The organism is Aeromonas sp. ASNIH5, assembly GCF_002902865.1.
GTDB lineage: Bacteria > Pseudomonadota > Gammaproteobacteria > Enterobacterales > Aeromonadaceae > Aeromonas > Aeromonas caviae.
Genome location: NZ_CP026122.1, coordinates 4,220,059 through 4,236,441, shown reverse-complemented (window position 1 = coordinate 4,236,441; position 16,383 = coordinate 4,220,059). Strand labels below are relative to the sequence as shown.

Genomic DNA, 16,383 nt, shown 5'->3' with positions numbered 1-16,383 from the left:
GCCCACTTTTTTCGCTGCGAAGCGAAACTGGCGCCCCTCAGGCAGGCAACAACCCCTGAGCGATCAGATGCGCCCGGCACCGGGCCGGATCGGTGAAGATCAGCCCCCGCAGACCGAGCGCCTCGGCCGCCGCCACGTTGGCCGGGCTGTCGTCGATAAAGAGGCACTCCCCAGCCTTGAGGTCGAACGACACCAGCAGATAGCGGTAGATGTCGGGCTCGGGTTTGAGCATTCGCACCCGGGCCGACACCACCTTGCCGCTGAAGAAGCGCCAGAAGGACTGATGCTGCTCCAGCCAGTCGATGCTGGCGTGCCCCATGTTGGAGAGGGCATAGAGGGGGTGGCCTGCACCGTGCAATTCTTCGATGAGCTCCACCATGGCAGGATCCGGCACAAGGGAGGACGGCACCGCCTGCAAGATGGCCAGATTCTCCGCCATCGACAGGCCGGTGCGCCCCTGCGCCTGACGGGCCATGGTGTGCAGGGAGAGGGTCCCCCTGTCCACCTCCAGCCAGTCCGGGTGGTTGAACAGCTGCTCCGCGATCGCAGTCGCCCCCTCGGGTCCGCGCACCCCACTCACTATGGCCACCGGATCCCAGCGCACCACCACCCTGCCCAGATCGAAGATCACCGCCATCGTCTCGTCCCCTCTATGTGTTGTTGCCACGGATGTGGTCACGGCGGTTGCCACAAACAGGGACCAGAACGACGCTCACTCCCCCTCGGCAACCCGAGCCACCACCCTGCCCCGTTCAACGCCCCCGGGCAAGTTTTACTTGCATCGCACCGCCAAATCCCTTAATGGTTATGGCGTTACATTCAGGACACGCCCATGAACACACCATTCTTCTTTGTTTTCTCGTTTACCCGGCCCACATGAGGGAAGGCCCGTCGTCACGTGAACCATTCGCGTAAACAGAAACCAAAGACGAATCGAGCCTCCCCAGCGGAGGCTTTTTTTTGCACCACACACCACAGAATCACTGGATAGGGAACCACCATGGCAACGCTCGACGAGATCAGACACGACATCACCCAGTTGGATCAGGAGCTGCTCGCCCTGCTGGCCAAACGCAAGACCCTCAGCATCGAGGTCGCCCGCGCCAAGCAGGCCAATCCCCGTCCCATCCGTGACCACCAGCGCGAACAGGACTTGCTGGTCGCCCTGATCCAGAAAGGGCGCGCCCTCGGACTGGATGCCCAGTACATCACCCGCATCTACCACACCATCATCGAAGACTCCGTGCTCTCCCAGCAGGCCTACCTGCAGAGCCTGCTCAACCCCCAGCAGCAGGAGCCCATGACCAGCGTCGCCTACCTGGGACCGCGCGGCTCCTACTCGAGCCTGGCCGCCCGCAAGTACCTGGCCCGCTACAAGGATCAGGTGATCGAGGTGAACTGCCAGAACTTCCGCGAGGTGCTGGACACCGTGGAGTCGGGCCGTGCCGCCTTCGGGGTGCTGCCCATCGAGAACACCAGCTCGGGCTCCATCAACGAGGTGTACGACGTGATGCAGCACACCACCCTCTCCATCGTGGGTGAACTCACCTATCCCATCGAGCACTGCATCCTCACCGCCGTGCCCACCGAGCTGTCCCGCATCAAGACCTTCTACGCCCATCCCCAGGTGTTCCAGCAGTGCTCCCATTACCTCAGCAAGCTGGAAGGGGCGCGCCACGAGATCTGCGACTCCTCCTCCAGCGCCATGATGAAGGTCAAGGAGCTGGCAAGCCCGGAAGCGGCGGCCATCGGCAGCGCCGCCGGCGGCGAGCTCTACGGCCTGGACGTGCTGGCCGAGCAGCTCGCCAACCAGAAGGAGAACTACAGCCGCTTCATCGTGGTGGCGCGCAAGCCCATCGACGTTGCGCCCCAGATCCCGGCCAAGACCACCCTCATCATGTCCACCTCCCAGAAGCCGGGCTCCCTGGTGGAGGCGCTGCTGGTGCTGCGCAGCCACGAGATCAACATGACCAAGCTGGAATCCCGTCCGGTGCAGGGCAACCCCTGGGAGGAGATGTTCTACCTGGATGTCTCCGCCAACCTGCAGACCCCGGCCATGCAGGCCGCCCTGCTGGAGCTGACCAAGATCACCCGCTACATCAAGGTGCTGGGCTGCTACCCGAGCGAAGACGTCAAGCCGACCGCCGTGCCGCCCGTCTTGATGGGAAGCTGATGGGGAGCGGATCCCGCCCCTGCCACACAAAGGCGAGCCCCGGCTCGCCTTAGTGCTCTGTGCTCCCTCCCCGTGAGACGCGGCCCAGTCCCGCCCTTCCCTTCCGGCGTTAAACCGCCCTCCACCCCCTTCCTCGTGGACCCGGGATCCTGGCGCGGCTGTATTTCCACTCACCATCAGGCCATCTTCCTCCCGTTGCGGCCCCCTTTTGCCGCCTGCCGGGCCTTTCTATCGTTTGGCTTTATTTAACGACATGGCAACATCGTTAGATTTCCCTAAACAAAAAAGGTTCATCGCGGCTTTCCGGGGAAGGCCGCCTTGATTTTCAGAAAAAAGTATTCTGAGTCCCTAAATCCATATGCCATACGCTTTATCACTTTGATCTTGTTGTTCACCCCTTCCAGCACACTCGTGTGCATCGGGTAGTTTGCACTCGCCAGGATCCCCCGCATATATTTCGATAAATTTCGACCAAATCGTTGCAGCGGCGCTAGCCCGCTTTCCTTCACCTGCCGCATCCAGCTCCGCCATCGTCGCCATCCTTCCCACACGCTCGGCGCATACCAGATGCCCTTCAACCCCTCTTTCAGCACGTACACCATCGCCAGCGGTTGATTCGCCGCCAACAGCTCCTGCAACTTCACATCCTGTTTTTCACTCAACTTCGCCCGATTACGTAGCAGCAACCAACGCGCACTTTTGACCACTTTTCGCGCCGGTTTATCGCTTTTCAGTGCATTCGCCTGCTCCACTCGCACCCGGTCCACCACCTCTCGGCCATAGCGAGCCACCACGTGGAACAGGTCGTAGACCACCTCCGCCTGCGGGCAGTGTTGCTTCACCTCCAGGTCGAACGCCGTGTTCATGTCCATCGCCACCGCTTCAATCTGCTGGCATCGCTCGCCGAGCTGCTCGAAGAAGGGACGGATAGCGGCCCGGCTGTTGCCGTGCCCCACCCACAGGACGCGGGTTCGCTCGGCATCCATGATCACGGTGGCATAGCGGTGTCCCTTGTGCAGGGCAAACTCATCCATCACCAGCCGCCGCACCTCCCCAAGTTCGATGGTGCCCACACTGGTCTGCAAACGGCGCTTGTCGATCTCCTTGATGGTGTGCCAACCGACCCCGGTGAGCTGGCTGACATGGCGGATGGGGAGGTACTGAACGAGCGCTTCAATCCAGCACTGCATGCGCCGGGTGAGGCGGGAGCCAGAGGGGAGCCAGTCGATATGTTCACTGACGCGACCACAGCGCAGACAGTCGACGCGGCGAACAGGCAGTTGTAACCAGACTTGTCGGTCAAATAGGTCTCGCTCACGCACCCGGCGGATACGTTGGTCGTGGATCAATGGCGTGGGTTGCAGGCATCGGCGACAACGGGGCAACAGGTCGGCGCGAGGCTCAAGGGTAAACAGGGTGTGATGGTTGGCAGAAAGCGCTTGGGCGATGACGGTATAACCTGGCCAGAAGGAGGCAATATCAATATGATGCACGGCGACAGCAGGGTGATGGTGGTGGTGTGTTTGGAGACAGCCAGTTTACCAGCACCCTGTCTGTCAACTTCCACTTCCCCAAGATCCCGCGAAGAACCACAAAAAAGGCCACTATTCCGGCGCCCGGGCGCCTCTTGTTCTACCTCAGCCCCGTTTTTCCTCGCCACAGGCCGGATCCCGCCCGGCCCATCAACTCCGTTTCTCCTGCCAAAGATCAGTTACCGCCCAAGACGCCAAGCGCGTTTATCCTCCCCAGGCCCAATGCAGTCCAAGGCGCCAGCCCCGGTTATTCCCCGCAAATCCGAGCCCCTTCCCGGCCAAACAAAAAGGCGAGCCTGCGCTCGCCTTTGTCTGTGCCGTGATGATCGCCGGGCTCATGCCGGCGCCCCCCGGACCTACCCTAGAACTGGCCCGCCATCAGCTGGTTCAGGTGATAGAGGTTGCGGGTGTCGAGCTCCAGCTCGGTGGCATAGGTGTTGCCACGGGGATAGGTCGCCACCACCCGGGCACCGCGCACCATGCCCGCCACCGACACATCCAGGGAGTTGGAGGTCTGGGTCAGGTCCTTGTAGCTGCTCTGGCCGCGCACCTGCTGGCCGTTGAGCTGCTCCGCCAGCTCCCGGTAGGCGTCCATCTTGGAGGCGCGGATCGCCTGCAACATCTTCTCGGACTGGGAGGGACCGGGCTGGATGTCGATCACCGCATAACCCACTGCCTTGAGCACCGGGAAGTCATCGGGCTTCTCGCCCACGTCATAGTTCACCACCCGGTTGCCACTGCACGCCGTCAGCAACATGGCCATCAGGCAACCCAACAAGATTTTCATCGCTGTTTCCCCGTTTTCCTGTTCACCATACCCGATGTTTCACGGCTCAATGTCAGCCAGCCCGCTTCACGCTTCATGACGCGCCACCTCAAGGGGTTAGGTTGACCAGATGGCCGGACGGGCTCTGGCCCCCCCGCATCAGGTAACCGCGATTGATGGAGGCCCGGCCAAAGGAGTTGCTGGCACCGGACAAATATTGTTTCGGGATCAGGCTCTGGGCCGTGGTCTCCACCATCTTGGTGCGCAGATCAATGATGCGGGCGTTGACCAGGATCCCCTGCTGATTGCGGCTGAAGGTGCCGGTCAGGATGCGGGAGATGGGTAGCCGGGACGAGAGATCCTTGTAGTTTCGGCTCATCACGAAGTCCCCCTGCGGGGTCACCTGGATGTTGCCCGTGGTCTTGAAGTCCACCACCACCTCACCGCGCCGGTTCAGCTCGTAGATGAAGCTCTCCTCGATCTGCTGCCCCATCCAGTTGGTGTCCTTCAGGGTGTCGAGATCGACAAAGGAGGCGACCGCAATGGGCTCGGTCAGGGTCGTGAGAGACTTGCGCTCCATCAGCTGATCCGTCATGCGGGCCACCAGCCAGTTGAGCTCCATCCCCTTCGCCGCCTGGCGGGGGTCTCCCAGCTCCCGATTGATGGGGTCGGCCGACCCGCAACCGACCAATGCCAGCGCCACCGCCAGCACCGTGATAACTCTCTTCATGGATACCTTTCCTGTATCTGCACCTGACCTGTTATCGGTCGCAACCGCCAACACTTGAGGCGGGAATGCGCGCAGGATCCTCGATGATCCCCAAGCAGAGGCGCGTACTGTGCCACCGGAGCCCGCCGTACGGGCTCCGGCCAGGGAAGAAGGCATGGTTCTTGCTTTTATTTGGTCACCCGCTCCGGTGCAGACCGGATCTGTGTCCAGGATCCCTGACCCGCCCCACCGGCGGCAGCGGGGTCGCCCACTCAAGGTGTTTGTTATGAAAGTTTCGCTGCTGTTCACCCTGCTGCTGGCCAGCCTGTCGGCCAGGGCCGAACTTATCGAGGCCCAGGGCAGTGCCGCCATTCTGGGGGGCGACGAGGTCTACGCCCGCGAGCAGGCGACCCGGGACGCCCTGCGCCAGGCGCTGCTGGCCAGCGGTGCCTCCGTCTCCAGCATCCAGCGCCTGGAAAACGGCAGCCTGCGCTCCGAGCAGATCCAGATCCGCTCAGGCGGCGACATCCGCCAGTACCGCCTCAAGCGCGAAGAGGTGCGCAACGGCCGCATGTACATCACCCTCGTGGCCGACATCCAGGCGGAGCGGCAGATCTGCCAGACCCAGCACTACGCCAAGGATTTGACGCTGGTGCGCCTGCGCATGCGCTACCCGGACCAGGCAAGCACCGGTGCCCTGGACGACATGCCCGCCGATCTCTCCCGCCGGCTGTTTGAAACCCTGGCGACGACGCCCCAGGTGGTCGCACGCCAGTGGCTGGACGAGAACCTGCGCATCGACCCTCTCCATCTGCAACAGGGGGATCGCAGCGCCCTCGAGGAGATCAAGGCCCTGAGCCTGCGCACCGACAGCCAGTATCTGGTGCTCGGCAGCATCGACGACCTCTCCCTCGAGCCCCAGGGCAACGCCCTCACCAGCTGGTATGAGGATCCCGTGCGCAATTTCTCCATGCAGCTCTACCTGTTCGACGGCATCAACGGCAGCCTGCTCGGCCGCAAGGAGTACAAGGGCCGCGCCAACTGGACCTTCTCCAAGCGGGAACAGGTGGGCAGCAGCGGCGGCCAGTTCTGGCAGTCGAGCTTTGGCCAGGAGGTGGGCTACCAGTTGAAGGAGGCGGCCCAGGACATCGCCGCCGAACTCGCCTGTGCCCCCGTCACCGCCCGGATCGTGGCCCAGCACGAGCGCGGCCCCCATATCAACCTGGGCCGTCGCAACGGGGTCAAGCTCGGGGACCAGTTCCGGGTCCAGCACAGCGCCGACTTCGTCGACCCCTATGGCAAGTCCAGGGTGATGCGCAACCCCGCAGACGGTCTGTTCGAGGTGGTGCAGGTGTTCGAGGATGGCGCCATCATCAGCAGTCAGAACAAATATTCGCCGTTCAATGTCCAAATCGGTGACCTGGCCGTATTGGAATAGGAATCAAGGGTTTAAAAGCACAATGCTTCTTGTATAATGCCCGCCACAAGGTTCCCGTAGCTCAGCAGGATAGAGCGGTCCCCTCCTAAGGGACAGGCCACTGGTTCGACTCCAGTCGGGAACACCATACACAGCAAGGGGCTGGCATCGTCATGATGCCAGCCCCTTGTGCGTTGCTGCGCCATTTCCCCTGCATCCATGGCGGCCAGGTCCCGCCCCCCCCCCCCTCTTCAATGTCTCACTGCCACCAACAACCCCGCGAGCCCCACCAAAGATGATCCCGGCCATCCCCCGGTAGTTGCCACTCCCGGTGGCGGCACACCGTCATCTACCCTTGAAGGGCGCCGTCCGGCAGGACGGCCCTCCATTCGCCGAGACACAGAGAAGGACATCATGGGCAGCAAACGAAAATCCAGAACGGAAGAACCGGTCGTGGCCGAGGCGCAAAAGCCCCTTGGCAACAAGGCATACGAAAAAGCGCTGCGCCTCTTGCACGTGGAGCTGGTCAGGCTGCAGCAGTGGGTGGTGCACAAAGGGCTCAAGGTCTGCATCGTCTTCGAGGGGCGCGACGGGGCCGGCAAGGGGGGCACCATCAAGGCGATCACCGAGCGGGTCAGCCCCCGGGTCTTTCGGGTCGTCGCACTGCCCGCCCCCACGGAGCGGGAGAAGAGCCAGCTCTACTTCCAGCGCTACATCCCCCATCTGCCGGCGGCGGGGGAGATCGTCATCTTCGATCGCAGCTGGTACAACCGGGCCGGGGTGGAGCGCATCATGGGCTTTTGCAGCGAGGAGGCGAGCGACAAATTCCTGGCTGGCACCCCCATGGTGGAAAAAGCCCTGGTGGACTCAGGCATCATTCTGCTGAAGTACTGGCTGGAGGTGACCCCACAAGAGCAGGAGCGGCGGCTGCGTGATCGCATCGACGATGGCCGCAAGATCTGGAAGCTCTCCCCCATGGACATCAAGTCTTTCGATCGCTGGGATGATTACACCCGGGCGCGGGATGCCATGTTCATCGCCACCGACACCGCCTGGGCCCCCTGGTTCGTGGCCCACTCCGAGGACAAGAAACGGGTGCGCCTCAACATCATCTCCCACCTGCTGGCGCACATCCCCTACGAGGCGCTGCCGGCGGAGCCGGTGAAGCTGCCCAAGCGCAAGATAGGCAAAGTCAAACCATCGGAGCACCCGCTTCGCATCGTGCCAGCCCTCTTCTAGCCAGAGGGGGTGAGCCCTGGCTCACCCCCTTTCCCTTCCTACCCCAAGGGGCAACAGGCGCTGCCGGTATCACCCAATAGCTTGTTGTTGCTCACGTTTTCCCGTTTGCCTCCCCTATACTTCAGCGACATTCAGGTCTGGCCGAGCGAGGAGGCCCCCATGTTGCGACTGTTTGCCCTGCTGCTTGTCTGCCTGGTGCTCCCGGTGCGGGCGCTGACCCTGACCCCGGTGGCGGGGGAGCTACGCCACCCCTGGGGGCTCGCCTTCCTGCCGGATGGCGGCTACCTCGTCAGCGAGCGCCCTGGGCGCCTGCTGCGCATCGACGCGGGTGGCAACCGCCATGTGGTCTCCGGCCTGCCGCCCCTCGCCGCCACGGGTCAGGGGGGTCTGCTCGATCTCGCCCTGGACGGCGATGGCTGGCTCTATCTCAGCTACAGCGAGCCGGGGGACGGAGGCGCCGGCACCGCCGTGGCCCGGGCCCGACTGCAAAAAGACACCCTCGTCGACTGGCAACTGCTGTTTCGCCAAGAGCCCAAGGTGGCCGGCGGCGCCCATTTCGGCTCCCGCCTGGTGCTGACGGAGGACCACCTCTTCATCACCCTGGGGGATCGCTACAGCGAGCGGGAGCGGGCCCAGACGCTGGACAACCACCTCGGCAAGACGGTGCGTCTGCACAAGGACGGCCGGGTCCCCGCCGACAACCCCTTCGTCAAGACGCCGGGGGCCCTGCCGGAGATCTGGAGCCTGGGCCATCGCAACATGCAGGGGGCGGCCCTGCGCCCGGGCAGCCAGCAGTTCTGGGCTCACGAGCACGGTCCCCAGGGCGGGGACGAGGTCAACCTCATCCTGCCAGGCCACAACTACGGCTGGCCCAGAGTGACCTTTGGCGAGGAGTACGGGGGCGGCAAGATTGGCGTGGGCCAGAGCGCGCCGGGCATGACGGCGCCACGCTGGATCTGGGTGCCCTCCATCGCCCCCTCGGGCATGACCTTTTATCAGGGGGACCTGTTCAGGGAGTGGCAGGGGGATCTGCTGGTCGGCGCCCTGCGTGGTCAGGCCTTGTTGCGCCTGCACCTCGACGGAGACAAGATAGTGTCGGCAGAGCGGCTGCTGACCGATCTGGGGGAGCGGATCCGTACCGTCAAGGAGGGCCCCGACGGCGCCCTCTACCTGTTGACGGATTCAGGCCAGGGGCGCCTGCTCAAACTGACCCCATAGCATGAAAGGAGCAAGGATGAAGACGAATCGCATGCTGCTGGTGCTCTGCACCAGCCTCTGGTTGCTGGGCTGCAACACCATCCACGGGATGGGGCGGGACATCGAGAAGGCGGGGGAGGTGATCCAGGGCTCCGCCAAGCTGACGGACGCACCGGCCGCAGAGGGTCGCTGATCCCGGCCAGGTGGCGCTGTGGTTCGCCGCCTGTCGCCCCTCCTCTTACCCCTGTTCGGCGCTGGCCACCAGACTGGCCAGCGGCGCCATGGTCACCCTGACCCCGTGCTGTGCCAATGCCTCGCGGGCGCTCTGGGGCAGTTGCTCGTCGGTGATCACCTGATCGATCGCATCCCAGCTCACCACGTTGAAGGTCCCCACCTTGCCATATTTGGACGAATCGCAGATGAGGATGCGGGTCGCCGCCGACTCCACCACGGCCCGCTTCACCGGCACCTTCTGTTCGCTCGGGGTGGAGATCCCCTGACTGTCCCAGGAGGAGGCTGACAGGAAGGCGATGTCCAGATGGAGGTTGCGCAGGAAGTGGGCAGTGGCCTCCCCGGCACAGGACTGGTTCTCGCGAATGACCTGACCCCCGGTGTGATAGAGGCGGCAGCGGCCGTGCTCGATGAGGTAGGCGCAGACCATGAAGTCGTTGGTCACTATCATCAGGTCTTCCCGAAGCGCCAGCTCCCGGGCCAGCTCCAGGGAGGTGGTACCGGCATCCAGATAGACGGTGCTCCCCTCGCTCACCTGGGCGGCGGCGAGCCGGGCAATGGCCAGCTTGGCCCCCTGCATCAGGCTGCGCTTGGCGGCGTGGGAGGGCTCGCTCTTGATCCGCTGGGAGAGGCTGACCCCGCCGGAGACGGAGAGTACCCGCCCCTGCTCCTCCAGCTTCTGGATGTCGCGCCTGATGGTCATGTGGGAGACCTGCAGCCAGTCGGTCAGCTCCACTATGCTGACCACACCGCGCTCTGCCAGCAGTTGCAGGATACGTTGCTGTCGCTCTACGGGAATCATCTTGCCTCGCGCCTCGGGAAAAGGAAGGTGCCATTCTACCCCAGCGACCTGGGAAAAAATGATAAATAACCTGAAACGGGCTCACAAATCACATTTATTCACAATAAACACGCTAAAACTTGACCCAAAAGAATCTCAATCCGCATAAATAACAAAAATTAACACTCAATAAGTTATTTTTTGTGACGACTGCCTGATATTTCATCGCCGCAAGCCTCTACTATCTGCTCATCAGTCGTAATCGAGGAATCACGAGATGAGCACTCCCTATCATGTTGCGGTCATCGGCCTGGGCGCCATGGGCATGGGCGCCGCCCGTTCCTGCCTGCGGGCCGGGCTCACCACCTATGGCATCGACCTCAGCGAACAGGCCCGCGGCCAGTTGCAGCAGGCCGGTGCCGCCGCCGTCATGGCCGATGCCAGGCCCCTGGCCGAGACACTCGATGCCGTGCTGTTGCTGGTGGTCAACGCCACCCAGGTGCGCCGCATCCTGCTCGGCGAAGCGGGGTTGGCTCGCCACCTCAAACCGGGCACCGCCATCATGGTCTCTTCCACCATCGCCGCCGAAGAGGCGAGCGCCCTGGCTGCCGAGCTGGCGCTGATGGGGTTGCCGATGCTGGATGCGCCGGTTTCCGGTGGTGCCATCAAGGCCGATGCCGGCGAAATGACGGTGATGGCCGCAGGCTCCGACGCCGCCTTCGACAAGCTGGCCCCGGTGCTGGATGCGGTGGCCGGCAAGGTCTACCGGGTCGGCAGCGAGCCGGGCCAAGGCAGCACAGTCAAGATCATCCACCAGCTGCTGGCCGGGGTGCACATCGCGGTGGCCGCCGAGGCCATGGCGCTGGCCAGCCGGGCAGGGGTGTCCCTGGATCTCATGTATGACGTGGTGACCCATGCCGCCGGCAACTCCTGGATGTTTGAAAACCGCATGCCTCGGGTGCTGGCCGGTGACTACCAGGCCCGCTCCGCAGTGGACATCTTCGTCAAGGATCTCACCCTGGTGGCGGACACCGCCAAGGCGCTGCGCTTCCCGCTGCCGCTCGCGAGCACGGCGCTGAACATGTTCCTCGGCGCTAGCAACGCAGGGCACGGCCAGGAAGATGACAGCGCCGTCATCAAGATCTTCTCAGGCATCACCCTGCCGGGTCAGGAGGAGCAAGCATGAAACTCGGAGTCATCGCAGACGACTTCACCGGCGCCACCGACATCGCCGGTTTCCTGGTGGAGAACGGCCTCGCCACCATCCAGTTTGCCGGCATCCCGGCAGAGGCGGATCTGACCGGGGTCGACGCCGTGGTGATCAGCCTCAAGAGCCGCTCCTGCCCCGCGGACGAAGCGGTGCGCGACTCCCTGGCGGCCCTCGACTGGCTCAAGGCCCGCGGCTGCCCGCGCATCTACCAGAAGTACTGCTCCACCTTCGACAGCACGGCGGCGGGCAACATCGGCCCCGTCACCGACGCCCTGCTGGCGGCGCTGGAGAGCACGTTCACCCTGATCTGCCCGGCCCTGCCGGTGAACGGTCGCACCGTCTATCAGGGCAACCTCTTCGTCGGCACCCAGCCGCTCGCCGAGTCCGGCATGCGCCATCACCCCATCACCCCCATGACCGACAGCAACCTGCTGCGGCTGATGGAGGGACAGGCCCAGGGCCGTGCCGGTCTGGTGCCGTTCAATACCATCGCACAGGGCCCCGGCGCCATTGCCGACGCCTTTGAGCAGCTAACGCAAGCTGGTGTGCGCTACGCCGTGGTCGACACCCTGACCGAGCAGCACCTGCTGGACATCGCCACCGCCGCCCTCGACATGCCCCTGGTGACCGGCGGATCCGGCCTCGCCATCGGCCTGGCCCGTCAGCTTGGCAGCGGCGATCTGCAGGGTGCCCGCGAAGCGGGCTGGCCCAGAGGCACCCGCGCCGCGGTGCTGTCGGGCTCCTGCTCCGAGATGACCAACCGTCAGGTGGCCCGCTATCGCCAGCACGCTCCTGCCCTGGCGCTGGATGTGGTGCGCTGCCTCGAAGATGCCGACTACCCGGCCGAGCTGGCGCGCTGGGTACTGGACCAGCCCCGGACACCGGCGCCGCTGGTCTACGCCACCACCAGCCCGGTTGAGCTGGCCCGCATTCAGGAAACCCACGGCCAGCAGACGGCCAGCGACGCGGTGGAACACTGCTTTGCCCGCCTCGCCCAACTGCTGCAAGGCGCCGGCGTGGACCGCTTCATCATCGCCGGTGGCGAGACCTCGAGCCGGGTCACCCAGGCTCTCGGCGTCAAGGCGTTCCACATAGGCCCGCAGATCGCCCCCGGTGTGCCCTGGGTGCGGGCCATCGACGCCCCCCTCTCGCTGGCCCTCAAGTCCGGCAATTTCGGGAGCGACGACTTCTTCGACAAGGCTCAGGAGTACTTCCATGACTGAACAGGCACTGCGCGACACCATGGTGATGCTGGGAGCCTCACTCTTCCAGCGCGGTTATGCCACCGGGGGCGCCGGCAACCTCTCCGCCCTGCTGCCGGACGGTACCCTGATCGCCACCCCGACCGGCTCCTGCCTGGGACGGCTCAGCGCCGACAGGCTCTCTCACGTCAACCTGCAGGGGGAACACCTGGGGGGAGATCGCCCCTCCAAGGAGGTGGCCTTCCACCTTGCCATCTACCACAACAATCCGGACTGCCGGGCCGTGGTACACCTGCACTGCACCCACCTGACCGCCCTCTCCTGTCTGGAGGGGCTGGATCCGGCCAACGTCATCCGCCCCTTCACCCCCTACTACGTGATGCGGGTCGGCCAGTTGCCGCTCATCCCCTACTACAAGCCGGGGGATGCCCGCATCGCCGAGGAGCTGGGGCGCCGCGCTCCCGAAGGCAACGCCTTCCTGCTTGCCAACCACGGCCCCGTGGTGACGGGCAAGGATCTGGTGGATGCGGTCAACAACATGGAAGAGCTGGAGGAGACGGCGCGCCTGGCACTGATGCTCAATGGCCACTCCATCCGCTACCTGAGCGAACCCGAAATTGATGAATTGAGGAGGATGAAACCATGAGCAAGTTTGCCGCCAATCTCACCATGCTGTTTACCGAGGTGCCGTTCCTGGAGCGCTTCGCCGCCGCCCGCGACGCAGGCTTCGAGGCGGTGGAGTTCCTTTTCCCCTACGAGTGGCCGGCCGCAGAGCTGGGCCGCCGCTTGCGCGAGCAGGGGCTCTCCCAGGCCCTGTTCAACATGCCGCCGGGCAACTGGGGCGCGGGTGAGCGCGGCATGGCTGCCATCCCGGGGCGGGAAGCGGAGTTTCGCGGCCACCTGCCAAGCGTGCGTGACTATGCCCTGGCGCTCGGCTGCACCAAGGTACACGCCATGAGCGGCATCGTGGACCCTGCTCATAGCCTCTCGGCCCACCGCCAGACCCTGATCGACAACATCCGCTTCGCCGCCGACTTCCTGGCCGAAGACGGCATCAAGGTGCTGCTTGAGCCGCTTAACGATAGAGATGTGCCCGGTTACTTCCTGGCCCACCAGCTCGACGCCCTGGCCCTGGTGCAGGAGATAGACAGACCCAACGTGGGGGTGCAGCTCGATCTCTACCACGCCCAGATCATGGACGGGGACCTCACCCGTCTCATCGGCAAGCTGGGCTCGGCCATCGGCCACGTCCAGATCGCCTCGGTACCGGATCGCCACGAGCCGGACGAGGGGGAGATCGCCTACCCCCACCTGTTCAAGGCGCTGGCGCAGGCGGGCTACCACGACTGGATAGGCTGCGAGTACAACCCCAGAGCCGGCACCCGGGAAGGGCTGGGCTGGCTGACACAACAATAACGACCCTGAACATGAACGAGTCTGAGGATAACAAGATGCAGATCATCATCACCGGCGGCGGTGGCTTCCTGGGCCAGAAACTGGCCCGGGCCCTGCTGCAAGGCCCCCACCCCTTCACCGAGCTGCTGCTGGTGGACATCCAGCAGCCGCAATCCCCCCTACCGGACCCCAGGGTTCGCTGTCTGCGGGCCGACCTCACCGAACCCGGTGTCGCCGAGTCCCTCATCAGCGAGCGGACCGCCGTGGTCTACCACCTGGCCGCCATCGTCAGCAGCCACGCGGAGCAGGACTTCGATCTGGGCTGGAAGGTCAACCTGGACACCACCCGCACCCTGCTGGAGGCGTGCCGCCATGCCCGCCCCGGCATCCGCTTCGTGTTCACCAGCTCCCTCGCCGTCTATGGCGGCCCGCTGCCGGAGCTGGTGAATGACGGTACCGCCCTGACCCCCACCTCCTCCTACGGCGCCCAGAAGGCCATGGGGGAACTGCTGGTCAACGACTACAGCCGCAAGGGCTTCGTCGACGGTCTGGTATTGCGCCTGCCCACCATCTGCGTGCGGCCGGGCAAGCCGAACCGCGCCGCCTCGTCGTTTGTCAGCAGCATCATCCGCGAGCCGCTGCAAGGGGAGAGCGCCCTCTGCCCGGTGAGCCCGGATCTGCGCCTCTGGCTCTCCAGCCCCGCCACCGTGGTCGCGAACTTCCTGCTGGCGGCCAGACTTCCCGCCACCGGTGACGCCCGCAGCATCAACCTGCCCGGCATCAGCGTGACCGTCGGCGAAATGCTGGAGGCCCTCGCACGGGCCGGTGGCCAGGTGGCCCGGGATCGGGTGCAGTTTGCCGCCGATCCGGCCATCGAGCGCATCGTGGCGAGCTGGCCGGGACGCATCGACAACCAGCGGGCCAGCGCCCTCGGTTTCGCGGCAGACAGGACGTTTGCCGACATCATCGACAGTTTCATCACCCATGACATGCAGGAGGCATCATGAGCGACATCCCAACCCCCATCATCGGTCTCATCATCGCGGTCTTCGTGCTGGTGTTCCTGGTCATCCGCACCCGGGTGCACGCCCTGATCGCCATGCTGGCGGCGGCCTGCATCGCCGGGATCACCGGCGGCATGAGCATCGACAAGACCCTCACCGTGATCACCCAGGGCTTTGGCTCCACCCTCGGCAGCATCGGCATCGTCATCGGCCTCGGGGTCATGATGGGTCGCCTGCTTGAGGTCTCCGGCGCCGCCGAACAGATCGCCTACAGCTTCATCAAGTGGCTCGGCAAGCGCCGCGAGGAGTGGGCACTGGCCATCACGGGCTACATCGTCAGCATCCCCATCTTCGTGGATTCCGCCTTCGTCATCCTCTATCCGGTGGCCAAGGCGCTGGCAAAAAGTGGCAAGCGCTCCCTGCTCACCCTGGGGGTGGCGCTCGCGGGAGGCCTGGTGGTAACCCACCATACCGTGCCGCCGACCCCGGGCCCGCTGGGGGTTGCCGGCCTGTTTGGCGTGGACATCGGCGCCATGCTGCTGACCGGCATGGCCCTGGCCATCCCCTGCGTGCTCGGCATCGTCTTCTACGCCCAGTGGCTCGACAAGAAGTACCCCGAGTTCGGTGCCCAGGCCGCCCAGACCCCGGACGAGCTGCAAGCCACCTATGAGCAGTACCTCAAGGAGAAGGAGGGCAAGACCCTGCCGAGCCTGACCCTGTCGCTGCTGCCGATCCTGGTGCCCATCGTGCTCATCTTCGTCAAGGCCATCTTCACCACTCTGGCCACCCTGGAGGGCATGGACGGCCTGATGGCGAACCCCCTGGTGCAGGGCATCAACTTCATCGGCACCCCCATCATCGCGCTGGCCATCAGCGTGCTGCTGGCGGTCTATACCCTGGTCCCGCACATGGACAGGCACGCCACCGCCGCCCGCCTGGAAGAGGGGTTGCAATCCGCCGGCATCATCCTGCTGGTGACCGGTGCCGGTGGGGCGCTGGGGGCTGTGCTGCGCGACAGTGGCGCGGGTCAGCAACTGGCCGAGCAGATCGCCCAATTGCCCATCTCCCCCATCCTGATCCCCTTCATCGTGGCGACTCTGGTGCGCCTCATCCAGGGGTCCGGCACCGTGGCCATGGTGACGGCGGCCTCCATCTCCGCCCCCATCCTGGCGCAGATCCCCGGGGTCAACATGCTGCTGGCCGCACAGGCCGCCACCATGGGGTCGCTCTTCTTCGGTTACTTCAACGACAGCCTGTTCTGGGTGGTCAACCGCATGATGGGGATCTCCGACGTCAAGCAGCAGATGATCGTCTGGTCCATCCCGACCACCATCGCCTGGGCCATCGGCGGCACCGGCGTCGCCCTGCTGAACCTGCTGTTCGGCTCCGGCGGCACCTGGTTCGACCCCGTGCTGCCGCTGCTGGTGCTGGCCCTCATCGTCTGGTACGTCAAGGGGCAGTCCCTGGCTCCGGCGGCAGGGGCCGTCCCGAGCCGGGAGTCATAACTCGCGCCGTCACGGCACCGCT

16 protein-coding genes, 1 tRNA gene and 1 other annotated feature are annotated in these 16,383 nt (G+C 64.6%); of the genes, 12 read left to right on the top strand and 5 right to left on the bottom strand.

Annotated features, from left to right (window positions below; translation table 11 throughout):
- Window positions 1–37 precede the first annotated feature (37 nt).
- On the bottom strand, window positions 38–637 hold the full coding sequence (locus C2U30_RS20050) for an HAD family hydrolase (protein ID WP_103244401.1): 600 nt from the start codon (window positions 635–637) through the stop codon (window positions 38–40).
- A gap of 191 nt (window positions 638–828) precedes the next feature.
- Window positions 829–962 (top strand) — a sequence feature (Phe leader region).
- Window positions 963–1,000: 38 nt separating this feature from the next.
- Between C2U30_RS20050 and pheA the strand changes: the two genes are divergently transcribed.
- On the top strand, window positions 1,001–2,173 hold the full coding sequence (pheA, locus tag C2U30_RS20045; RefSeq protein ID WP_103244400.1) for a prephenate dehydratase: 1,173 nt from the start codon (window positions 1,001–1,003) through the stop codon (window positions 2,171–2,173).
- Window positions 2,174–2,463: 290 nt separating this feature from the next.
- Here pheA and C2U30_RS20040 read toward each other — a convergent pair whose 3' ends face one another.
- From C2U30_RS20040 to C2U30_RS20030, 3 genes are all read right to left on the bottom strand, one after another.
- A complete protein-coding gene (locus C2U30_RS20040; protein WP_076611394.1) occupies window positions 2,464–3,666 on the bottom strand; it encodes an ISL3-like element ISAeme19 family transposase in 1,203 nt (400 codons plus the stop codon).
- Between the two features lie 400 nt (window positions 3,667–4,066).
- Window positions 4,067–4,492: an LPP20 family lipoprotein gene (locus C2U30_RS20035; protein WP_010673311.1), complete on the bottom strand. Its 426-nt coding sequence runs from the start codon at window positions 4,490–4,492 to the stop codon at window positions 4,067–4,069.
- 88 nt (window positions 4,493–4,580) lie between these two features.
- Window positions 4,581–5,201: a FlgO family outer membrane protein gene (locus C2U30_RS20030; RefSeq protein WP_010673310.1), complete on the bottom strand. Its 621-nt coding sequence runs from the start codon at window positions 5,199–5,201 to the stop codon at window positions 4,581–4,583.
- A gap of 265 nt (window positions 5,202–5,466) precedes the next feature.
- On the opposite strand from C2U30_RS20030, the gene C2U30_RS20025 reads away from it, so the two are divergent.
- The 5 genes from C2U30_RS20025 to C2U30_RS23065 all read left to right on the top strand — a co-directional run bounded on the left by C2U30_RS20025 (window position 5,467) and on the right by C2U30_RS23065 (window position 9,226).
- Window positions 5,467–6,618, top strand: a complete 1,152-nt coding sequence (locus C2U30_RS20025) for a flagellar assembly protein FlgT (RefSeq protein ID WP_039041370.1) — start codon at window positions 5,467–5,469, stop codon at window positions 6,616–6,618.
- A 50-nt stretch (window positions 6,619–6,668) separates the two neighbouring features.
- Window positions 6,669–6,745, top strand: a tRNA-Arg gene (locus C2U30_RS20020).
- A gap of 266 nt (window positions 6,746–7,011) precedes the next feature.
- On the top strand, window positions 7,012–7,836 hold the full coding sequence (ppk2, locus tag C2U30_RS20015) for a polyphosphate kinase 2 (RefSeq protein WP_041214649.1): 825 nt from the start codon (window positions 7,012–7,014) through the stop codon (window positions 7,834–7,836).
- A 159-nt stretch (window positions 7,837–7,995) separates the two neighbouring features.
- Entirely contained in the window at window positions 7,996–9,054 is a 1,059-nt protein-coding gene (locus tag C2U30_RS20010; RefSeq protein WP_103244399.1) for a PQQ-dependent sugar dehydrogenase, read from the top strand.
- A 16-nt stretch (window positions 9,055–9,070) separates the two neighbouring features.
- Window positions 9,071–9,226: an entericidin A/B family lipoprotein gene (locus tag C2U30_RS23065; RefSeq protein WP_010673301.1), complete on the top strand. Its 156-nt coding sequence runs from the start codon at window positions 9,071–9,073 to the stop codon at window positions 9,224–9,226.
- Between the two features lie 45 nt (window positions 9,227–9,271).
- Here C2U30_RS23065 and C2U30_RS20000 read toward each other — a convergent pair whose 3' ends face one another.
- The gene (locus C2U30_RS20000; protein ID WP_010673300.1) at window positions 9,272–10,066 is read right to left on the bottom strand and encodes a DeoR/GlpR family DNA-binding transcription regulator; all 795 of its coding nucleotides are present in this window, start codon (window positions 10,064–10,066) and stop codon (window positions 9,272–9,274) included.
- A gap of 256 nt (window positions 10,067–10,322) precedes the next feature.
- Between C2U30_RS20000 and ltnD the strand changes: the two genes are divergently transcribed.
- From ltnD to C2U30_RS19970, 6 genes are read left to right on the top strand one after another with little or no spacing between them, the layout of a single operon-like run.
- A complete protein-coding gene (ltnD, locus tag C2U30_RS19995; protein WP_045523655.1) occupies window positions 10,323–11,231 on the top strand; it encodes an L-threonate dehydrogenase in 909 nt (302 codons plus the stop codon).
- Entirely contained in the window at window positions 11,228–12,478 is a 1,251-nt protein-coding gene (gene otnK / locus C2U30_RS19990; protein ID WP_103244398.1) for a 3-oxo-tetronate kinase, read from the top strand. Before ltnD ends, otnK begins: the two co-directional genes overlap by 4 nt.
- Window positions 12,471–13,103 (top strand): 3-oxo-tetronate 4-phosphate decarboxylase, encoded by a 633-nt coding sequence (gene otnC / locus C2U30_RS19985; RefSeq protein WP_042882422.1) that lies wholly within the window; start codon window positions 12,471–12,473, stop codon window positions 13,101–13,103. The genes otnK and otnC overlap by 8 nt, the downstream gene beginning before the upstream one ends.
- The gene (gene otnI, locus C2U30_RS19980; RefSeq protein WP_103244397.1) at window positions 13,100–13,873 is read left to right on the top strand and encodes a 2-oxo-tetronate isomerase; all 774 of its coding nucleotides are present in this window, start codon (window positions 13,100–13,102) and stop codon (window positions 13,871–13,873) included. Before otnC ends, otnI begins: the two co-directional genes overlap by 4 nt.
- Before the next feature lie 11 nt (window positions 13,874–13,884).
- The gene (denD, locus tag C2U30_RS19975; protein WP_233720991.1) at window positions 13,885–14,859 is read left to right on the top strand and encodes a D-erythronate dehydrogenase; all 975 of its coding nucleotides are present in this window, start codon (window positions 13,885–13,887) and stop codon (window positions 14,857–14,859) included.
- Window positions 14,856–16,361 carry a GntP family permease gene (locus C2U30_RS19970; protein WP_010673294.1) on the top strand — a complete coding sequence of 502 codons (1,506 nt, stop codon included), beginning with the start codon at window positions 14,856–14,858 and terminating at the stop codon, window positions 16,359–16,361. The genes denD and C2U30_RS19970 overlap by 4 nt, the downstream gene beginning before the upstream one ends.
- Window positions 16,362–16,383 lie beyond the last annotated feature (22 nt).